The sequence below is a fragment of the uncultured Traorella sp. genome (genome assembly GCF_944327115.1).
Classification (GTDB): Bacteria; Bacillota_I; Bacilli_A; order Erysipelotrichales; family Erysipelotrichaceae; genus Traorella.
Map to the genome: position 1 here is coordinate 1 of NZ_CALVGS010000106.1, position 7630 is coordinate 7630.

At 38.6% G+C, this 7630-nt stretch carries 9 protein-coding genes and 1 other RNA gene; 1 reads left to right on the top strand and 9 read right to left on the bottom strand.

Annotation, left to right across the window (positions count from 1 at the left end):
* Positions 1-335 precede the first annotated feature (335 nt).
* The 9 genes from Q0K35_RS09270 to gpsB form a co-directional block, all read right to left on the bottom strand.
* Positions 336-1562: a 5-formyltetrahydrofolate cyclo-ligase gene (locus Q0K35_RS09270; RefSeq protein ID WP_294562496.1), complete on the bottom strand. Its 1227-nt coding sequence runs from the start codon at positions 1560-1562 to the stop codon at positions 336-338.
* Between the two features lies 1 nt (position 1563).
* Positions 1564-2445, bottom strand: coding sequence for a DUF1848 domain-containing protein (locus Q0K35_RS09275; protein ID WP_294562497.1), 882 nt, complete (start codon positions 2443-2445; stop codon positions 1564-1566).
* 25 nt (positions 2446-2470) lie between these two features.
* Positions 2471-2890 carry a hypothetical protein gene (locus Q0K35_RS09280; RefSeq protein WP_294562498.1) on the bottom strand — a complete coding sequence of 140 codons (420 nt, stop codon included), beginning with the start codon at positions 2888-2890 and terminating at the stop codon, positions 2471-2473.
* Between the two features lie 2 nt (positions 2891-2892).
* Positions 2893-3894, bottom strand: coding sequence for a recombinase RecA (gene recA / locus Q0K35_RS09285; protein ID WP_294562500.1), 1002 nt, complete (start codon positions 3892-3894; stop codon positions 2893-2895).
* 22 nt (positions 3895-3916) lie between these two features.
* On the bottom strand, positions 3917-4393 hold the full coding sequence (locus Q0K35_RS09290) for a CinA family protein (protein ID WP_294562501.1): 477 nt from the start codon (positions 4391-4393) through the stop codon (positions 3917-3919).
* Positions 4393-4986 carry a CDP-diacylglycerol--glycerol-3-phosphate 3-phosphatidyltransferase gene (gene pgsA / locus Q0K35_RS09295; protein ID WP_294562502.1) on the bottom strand — a complete coding sequence of 198 codons (594 nt, stop codon included), beginning with the start codon at positions 4984-4986 and terminating at the stop codon, positions 4393-4395. The genes Q0K35_RS09290 and pgsA overlap by 1 nt, the downstream gene beginning before the upstream one ends.
* A complete protein-coding gene (locus tag Q0K35_RS09300) occupies positions 4970-5881 on the bottom strand; it encodes a helix-turn-helix domain-containing protein (protein WP_294562504.1) in 912 nt (303 codons plus the stop codon). The genes pgsA and Q0K35_RS09300 overlap by 17 nt, the downstream gene beginning before the upstream one ends.
* 227 nt (positions 5882-6108) lie before the next feature.
* Positions 6109-6438: RNase P RNA component class B (gene rnpB, locus Q0K35_RS09305), an RNA gene on the bottom strand.
* Between the two features lie 3 nt (positions 6439-6441).
* Positions 6442-6756, bottom strand: a complete 315-nt coding sequence (gpsB, locus tag Q0K35_RS09310) for a cell division regulator GpsB (protein ID WP_294562506.1) — start codon at positions 6754-6756, stop codon at positions 6442-6444.
* 111 nt (positions 6757-6867) lie between these two features.
* On the opposite strand from gpsB, the gene recU reads away from it, so the two are divergent.
* Positions 6868-7473, top strand: a complete 606-nt coding sequence (gene recU, locus Q0K35_RS09315) for a Holliday junction resolvase RecU (protein WP_294562508.1) — start codon at positions 6868-6870, stop codon at positions 7471-7473.
* Positions 7474-7630: the final 157 nt, after the last annotated feature.

Below are 7630 nucleotides of genomic sequence, written 5' to 3' on the forward strand. Positions count from 1 at the left end.
AATGTATATAAAGCTGATTTTGAAGATAATTCTATCATAATTGTTTTTTATGAAGATCATTTATTGCTGATAGATGGAGATCATGCTGTAAATTATTCCAGAATAAGCCAGACACCTCAATTTATAGGGATAAACAAATAATAGAGGCTCATTGAGCTTTATGAAAGCAAAGATAAATGCCAATACTAATAAAAGAGTAGGTAAAATATAGGTTTTATATAAAAAGAGATGGCAACAAATGTATCATGTACGCTATCTCTTTTATATATATTTTGTTCATAAAAATAAACCAAGCTGTCATGAAAATCACAGATATCAATCTGTATCTGTGTTTTTTATATGCTTTTTTCTAAATAATGATCTAAATATTCCTTCCATTCAGGTACATTTTCTTCCTCAAAGAAATGATAAAGAAAAGATACCATGATTTTATGACGATGTTTAGCCTCTTCTTTTCCGGCTTCAGTCATCATCATTCCTTTTAATTTTAATAATTTTTCGAAAAAATGATTACAGCTGCTGTCCGCACATTTTTGGGTATATCGGTCGGCATCCATATCTTCTGCAGGAAAGATTTCTTTGTTAAAGAATGGCTTTCCTTTTTTCATGCTATAAGTATAGGCCCGTAAGATTCCCCTTGTTCCTATCGCATCACACATATCCGCATCAGATACGATCTTACCTTCAATCATCAAAGGTCTTATTCCCTTTAAGGCTTTGCTGTATCCGATGCAAGCCAATGATTCTAAAACTCTCGTCTGTGTTTCGTGACTGATTTTTGCTTCAGACATGATCCTTTTAGCGTTTGTCAGCTTCTGTGCACTTTCCATGCCAAACAGCTTATAATCATCGACATCATGCAACAAAGCAATCAAAGCCGTAATTTCTTTGTCCGCCTTCTCTTTTTCACAAAACCTCAAAGACAGCTCTAAAACGTGTTCGATATGATCCATTCCATGCCCCGAATCATCCTTTGCCAATAACTGAGCAACCCCCTGCTTCACTTCTTCAATGACATTTTCTTTTCTAAAATTACCCTTCATAGTTATCACTTCATCCATCTGAATATCATATTCATTTATTTCAATTGCTTCATCACTCAGCTGTTCATCAAAACAAATGCCTATTTTATAAATTTCTTTATCCTGAAGATAACGATCATAATATCCACCGCCATATCCAAGACGATCCCCTTTTTCATCAAAACAAAGACCGGGTATGATCATTACTTCGATCTTTTCTGCCCTCACACTTGCTTCAGGTTCCAAAATACCCAAAGCATTACGATGTATGATCTCATCAAGCGATTTGATCTCATAAAATTCCATTTCTTCTTTATTGATGACTTTAGGAAGATATACATGCTTATGATCCAGCAACGCCTGTTGAATCATCGCTTTGGTATCTACCTCACTTCCGTATGAATAATAGAAGGCAATATGATCGGATTGCTGATAGGAAGTATGATTTCTGATCTTATCAGCGATCTTTGATGATTGGATCGTTTTATTAGGAATATTTTTTCGAAGTTGCTTGTATTTTTCTCTAAGCTGCTGTTTCATATCATTTTCTTTCCTTTATCATATCATCATCTTTTAAATATCCCACCAGCATCGTTGAGTTATCATCATGCCTGCTCATATTTTTCATTACCGCTGATTCATCAAAATTAGCATAACAATAACGACACATATGGGAACAACAGTTATAAACACCGATATCTGCCATTTCTACACAATTACATTTTTTCCCGCGGGCATTCCAACGTTTATATTTCTTATGCGTCAGCTGAAACGCTAACTCTTTCGACAAACAATCTGAATGAATAAATCCAAATTCACACAAATCATGCTCTTCTGCACACGTCTGTACGCTCATGCCATGTAAAGCAGCACTTTGCGCAAATGAACGGCCAATTATCTGATAATCTTCTTCACGCAAAGCCCTGTCCCTTAATAAATGCCTGTTTCTCTGGACATTTTTATACTCATCTAAAAAAGAAATAATGATATGACTGACATATCCATCAAGCAAACAACACATTCTCTCAAAAACCCGAATATGATAATCAATCGTATAAGCATCACTGATAAAAACAGGATCATAACGTACATAGATATATTCTTTCGGCATTTTCTTAGAAAGCTCTTTGATTCCTTCAATGATCTTTTTCTTATCTATGACATTAGGTTCAATATCTTTTTTATAAGGAGTCAGGGTTACGTGAAATAACAATGGCTGTTTTATTTTGGAAAGATAAGGCAGGATCGGCCATGGATTTTTGGTACAAAACATGATGGCATCGACATTGTCAAAATAAATACGGCTGACAAAAGATGGGTAAAAAGGATTACGTACATCGACAAAGCCTTCTTCATAGCGCTTCATGAACCATTCTGTATAAAAAGCTACGATATCACAGCGTCCGCTTACATTTAATATCATCTTACCTCCTAAGAAAAAAGTCTACTTACATAGACTTTATATCTTCACTTAACAAGAGATTTGCATTCATCCATTCATCCAAAAGATCAGCCAATTCACCATTTTCATCTTTCAGACCCGTTAATGTAAGATAATCTTCAATATGTTGATGATTCATGACTGAATGCATGACCTTATTTCTGTCAGAAAGAATTTGTTCCTCTGAATAAGCCTTATTTTTCTTCAAAAAGAAACGATCACAATGTCTTCGTATCTGTTCGATCAATTCCTTCGAATACTTTTTCTCCAGATTATAGAAAATCATTGCGGTTGAATAGAGATAGGTCGGGTAATAAAGCTTTTCGTCATGATATTGATCCACGATGTAATGACTTCTATTTAAAGATGTTTCACAACAGATAAATCCCATGACATCCGGTTTAGGCTTTTTCTTGAAAAATTTCATAACTAAGCCGTCAGTTTTTCCTTTACAAGGGCATCTACTTCATTAAAGACATCCGGATTATTCTTCAAATAGTTCTTGGCAGCATCTCTTCCCTGAGCGATCTTTTCTCCCTTATATGAGAACCATGCCCCGCTCTTTTGAATGATATCATAATCGACAGCCAAATCTAAAAGCTCCGCAACATAACTGATTCCCTGGCCATACATGATCTCTACGACCGCTGTTTTGAACGGTGGTGCCACCTTATTCTTAACGACCTTGACATTTACCTTATTGCCGACAATTTCAGTACCATTTTTAATCGCCTCTGATTTTCGAATATCCAAACGAACCGAAGCATAAAATTTCAAAGCTCTTCCGCCCGGCGTCGTTTCCGGATTACCAAACATGATTCCTACTTTTTCACGAAGCTGATTGATGAAGATCGCCGTACATTCGCTTCGATTCATCACACCGGCAAGCTTTCGCATCGCTTTAGACATCAGACGAGCCTGCAGACCGACATGAGCATCGCTCATCTCTCCATCTAATTCCGCCTGCGGTACCAGTGCTGCCACTGAGTCGATAACGACCAGATCGATCGCTCCTGATTTGATCAAAAGCTCTGTGATCTCCAATGCCTGCTCACCCGAATCCGGCTGGGATAATATCAGATCATCGATCTGGACGCCTAAATTCTGTGCGTAAACAGGATCGATCGCATTTTCCGCATCAATAAAAGCAGCTCTTCCGCCTTTTTTCTGAACTTCCGCAATTGCATGAAGAGCAAGAGTGGTCTTACCGCTTGATTCCGGACCGTAGATCTCAATGATCCTTCCTTTTGGAAAACCGCCAATACCCAGTGCCTGATCGATCTTTAATGATCCTGAGCTGATCGCATCGACATCTACGCTGGCACGATCTCCCAGCTTCATGATCGAACCTTTTCCGTATTGTTTTTCAATTTGCGCAATGGTATCTTTCAACAGCGCTTCGGATTTATCTTTTTCCTTATCTTTATCCATATTTTTGAAACCTCCTACTCTTTTATATGCATTCTTTTGTCATATTTCCCAAAATTTCTTTAATTTTTTTTATACTTTCTTCAATAACACGATGACGAATCTCATTTCGACTTCCCTTAAGCATATATTCGAAGCAGAAAACTTCATCCTTAAAGGCTACCCCGCAGTAAACACAGCCTACCGGTTTATTGTCACACACATCAGGTCCGGCATTACCCGTATATGAAATACACAGATCGACATCCATCAGCTTTTGTGTATGAAGAGCCATTTCGCGGGCAACCTCTTCACTGACAACACCCTTTTCCGCAATTATTTTCGGATCGACACCCACGATCTTCTCTTTAATTTCATTGCTGTAGGTCACAATGCTTCCTTTATAGACAGCACTGATACCGCTGAAATCACACAGCATGGCCGCTAACAGCCCGCCGGTACAAGATTCACAGGTAGCAATCGTAATATGTTTCTTTTTTAAAAGCTCTACAAATTCTTCCATTACATTGATTCCAAAATATATTTTTTCATTTGCATAAAATAACTAAATCCACTGGCCACTGAAACCAGCATCGAAAACCAGAGCATAAACTCAGCCATCGGAAATCTCCAAAGCTCAAATGGCAAATTATTTAAAAGCACTAAAATGATCGTGATCATCTGACTGACCGTCTTGATCTTTCCAAGCATTCCGGCAGCTACCACGACCCCTTTGCTTGCCGTGCTCATTCTCATACCGTCCACGATCGTATCGCGCCAGATCATGACGATGACCGGCACAATCGGTACCATGCCGTAGCACACAAACATGATCAGCATCGTATTTACCAGCATCTTATCGGCAATCGGATCGATAAACTTTCCGAATGAAGTAATCAGATGCTTTTTTCGGGCAATCTGTCCATCCAGATAATCTGTGAAAGATGCAACACAGAACAAGATCAATACTAAAATATTTTTCAATGAAAGGCTTACGATCCCAAAAGTAAACTGTGGCATTGCAATATTCAGCTGAGCATATGGAAAGATCCATACAAGAACGATCAAAGGCACAAGCGCCATTCTAAAACAGGAAAGCTTATTCGGCAGGTTCACTTGTATTTCCTCCAATCGTAAAATTTATTTCTTGAACGCCCGTTATATTCGCTATTGATTCATCAATTTCAACTTCTTTATCATCTACATACAGCTTCATTCCGGCAAAATAACCAAAGCGCAGATTCAATTCCCTATTATTCACCGGATCAAGCTCCATCTCAAGTGTTGTACCGGCATCATATACCCTTGCCTCAGGCGTGGTAAGCTCTGTACCATCCAATATGGCCCGAAACCATGAATTTGAAGCAAATTCAATTCTCAAAGTAAATTTTTCCTCCGCATTTTCAATGACATAATCACCGACCTGCTCACCAGGATTTACTTCGATTTCCTTCACTTCTACCGGTTCCTCAGGCTGATCTATCTGTGGCTTGTCATCATTTGTATCTTCAGGAGGCGTCACATCAGCGATCGGCTCATCATTTCCCGAGAATAACTGTCGTGAAAGATAATAACCACCGACCGTTACCAGACAGATAACGATCAATGCAATGACCGCAACAAAACTGATCAATGAAAAATCAATCTTGCGCTCTACCTTCTTTGCCGGATTGCGCTTTTTATATTCATTAACCCGCTGTGTTGATTTCTCGCGAATATTCTTTTCTGATTCATTTTGGGCACGCAGCTGGTCTGCCTGAAATGACATCGTATAGCTGTTGATACTGTCACTCAGCTGTTGCTTCACTTCATGATAATCAATACCAATCGCATTGCAGTAAGACTGGATGAAAAACTGGAGATAGGAAAGATCATCCTTAAAAGCATCCAGATTTCCTTCTTCAATGGCTTTGATCCTGGCAGCAGGCATTCTTGTCTTTTCTGCTACCTGATCGATCGTGATTCCTTTTTCTAGTCTTTTTTGTTTTAAAAATTCTCCGATTTCTTTCATAGTCTACAATCACCTTTTTATTCCATAATATTATAACATGACACCTTGGACATTTCAACGAACAAGACAGATTTGCAGATGATATTCATTTTTTATCACGCATCGTTATAATTTCTTATAACTTGCAGTTTATTATATCATATTTTTATATAAAATGATAATTTTTTTGTGATTTTTTTCTTATCAGTTATAATAAAGCCTCGCTGATGCGAGGCCGATGACCGACATTATATAAGCCATGTTCTGTCCTTCATAAAGAAGTGGCAACCATTTATCTACACTTTCGTGTCCGCTGCTTGTTTCATTTCACTTGCAGCGATTCCCCTACCAAATTTGGGTTTCTCGCTTATGGGGTTTACCCGTTCCACCTGAGCGTTTCCGCCCAGCTCGTTTCTGTGGCACCTTCGCGGTCTTGACCATAGTTTCCCTTAGGTGTCGACCGGCCGTTAGATTTCTCTACCTGAACTTATGACTTCGTTCAGCATAAACACTACATTCATCTCAGAATGTGCGAGCATGGACTTTCCTCTAGCTGACGCCAGCGATTGCCCTAATATCGGTTATTTGTTTTTAAATACTTCTGCTTCCAGACGAGAGAGCCTTCTCAATACATCTAAATTTGATGCATTCGTCGATACCTCACCTTGCATATTTAAGCGGGCCTGCAGATCACTGATCTGGTTCTTCAAGCTCTCGATCGTATTCTCATATTTTAAAAGCGTATCTGTACATTCCTTGATTTTTTCATCATACTGCTGATAATCATGAATGACACGATCAAGAAATTCATCGACTTCCTGCGCGTTATACCCTTTAAAATCAATATTAAACTGCTTGTCCAATATTTCCTGAACAGTTAATTCAAATGTCTGCATAACTTCACCACCTTTATTAGTTTCTCAAATTTTCTCATAAATTGCAAGTCAATTTGAAACATAACTGGATTTCAATATAAAAATTTTGTATAATGGTAGATAGGTGATGAAATGATTGGTTATCCGACAAAACAAAATCCAACAACATCACTCTCCACTGCCTCTTCCAAAAACCTCTCACACAGCGGACGTGGAATGAGCCTGGAGAATGATATCAATGAAACAAATGAATTTTATCTGGAAACGGATCGCGCATGTATCCATAAGAAACCGACCCCCATTCAAGTGGTCAAGGTCGATTATCCCAATCGTGCTCATGCCCGGATCAGCGAAGCCTATTATAAAGTACCTTCCACGACAGATTATAACGGTGTCTACCGTGGCAAGGCGATTGACTTTGAGGCAAAGCAAACCAAAAATAAAGGAGGCTTTCCCTTTCAGCTGATCCATCCTCATCAGATCCAGCACATGAAGCGGGTGATCCATCATGGCGGGATCTCATTTGTCATCCTGCGTTTTACAAGCTACAACGAAACATATCTGATCGACGGACAGGTCATGATCGATGCCTACGAAGACGAAAATCAGAAATCGTTGTCTTATAAAAAAGTTAAGGAAGTGGGAAAGCTGATCCAGGAAAGCTATATTCCCCGCTTAAAATATTTAGATGCAGTAGATGAAATGTATTTCCAAGGAGGTTGCAACAATGGCAAATAAAAAAATAAAGCAGCAAAATACACCAAATAAATCTCGGAAAAGAAAGAGCATCGATACGATCGGTGTTCTCGTACTCGCATGTATTGTTGTTGCCAGCTTATTTGGTTATCTGACATTGAATCAGATATTGTCTCAGAAGCAGCAATTTGAAGAATCC